The organism is Alcanivorax sp. HI0044 (genome assembly GCF_001634945.1).
Genome location: NZ_LWEZ01000279.1, coordinates 1 through 914, shown reverse-complemented (window position 1 = coordinate 914; position 914 = coordinate 1). Strand labels below are relative to the sequence as shown.

The window sequence follows — 914 nt, the reverse complement described above, 5'->3', positions numbered from 1 at the left end:
GCGAAGCCCAGACGCGCCTGGACCAGGAGCACCGTCGCCGGGTGCCGCTGGTGATCAAGATTGCCCCGGATAACAGCGAAGAAGAGCTGCAGGGGATGGCAGAAGCCTTTGTGCAGCACGGAATCGACGGTGTGTGCGTGGGCAATACCACCTTGTCCCGCGAGGGCGTGCAGGGCCTGAAGCATGGAGAGGAGCAGGGTGGGCTCAGTGGTGCGCCGTTAACCCCCATTGCCAACCGGGCGCTGGCTGCCATGCGCCATGCGCTTAATGGTCGTATCCCGATTATCGGCGTGGGGGGCATCAATAGTGCTGATGATGCGCTGGAAAAACAGCGCCAGGGTGCGGACCTGGTACAGATTTACAGTGGCTTGATCTACCAGGGGCCGGGTCTGATCGGTGATATTGCCCGTGCCTGGCCGAAAGGCATTTGAGCTAAAGGCGCAACGGGTTTTCAGCCGCCTGCTAGCGCTTTATACGAAGCCGCTGTAGGCGTTCCCTTCCAGGGGACGAACCTCGTGCAGCGAGGGCGTTCTCAGTGGTCAAAAGGTTTTCATCCTGGTTGCGTATTGAGATGGACATTAAAGACGGATATTAAAAAGGGCCCGGGTGGGGCCCTGTGGGTCGGCGCGTGAACGCGTCGGCGTTGTGAAACTGGAAGATATTAACCGATATTTTTCAGATTCTGGATGCTGGCGACGCCGAGCATTCCGTGAGCAAAGTCAGTGCGACCTTCGCGCCATCCCCCCATCCAGTTGGTGCGTGCCTGGAGCGTGCCAAACGGGCAGTCTTCGCGGGATTTTCCATCCAGGCCGGCGTTGTATCCCCGGTTGTAAGCGCGGTCGTCTTTACTACGTTTTTGTCGCTTCATAAACGCTTTCCCTTTCACAGATAGCGGTACCGAAAAATGGCCCCTC

General features: G+C 58.3%; 1 protein-coding gene and 1 pseudogene. One reads left to right on the top strand and one right to left on the bottom strand.

Features of this window, described 5'->3' with window-relative positions; translation table 11 throughout:
* Positions 1-431 (top strand): annotated as a pseudogene (locus A3730_RS03425) (quinone-dependent dihydroorotate dehydrogenase); the annotation flags it as partial.
* A gap of 230 nt (positions 432-661) precedes the next feature.
* Here the strand turns inward: A3730_RS03425 and rmf are convergent.
* Positions 662-868 carry a ribosome modulation factor gene (gene rmf / locus A3730_RS03420; RefSeq protein ID WP_007149522.1) on the bottom strand — a complete coding sequence of 69 codons (207 nt, stop codon included), beginning with the start codon at positions 866-868 and terminating at the stop codon, positions 662-664.
* Between the last annotated feature and the right edge of the window lie 46 nt (positions 869-914).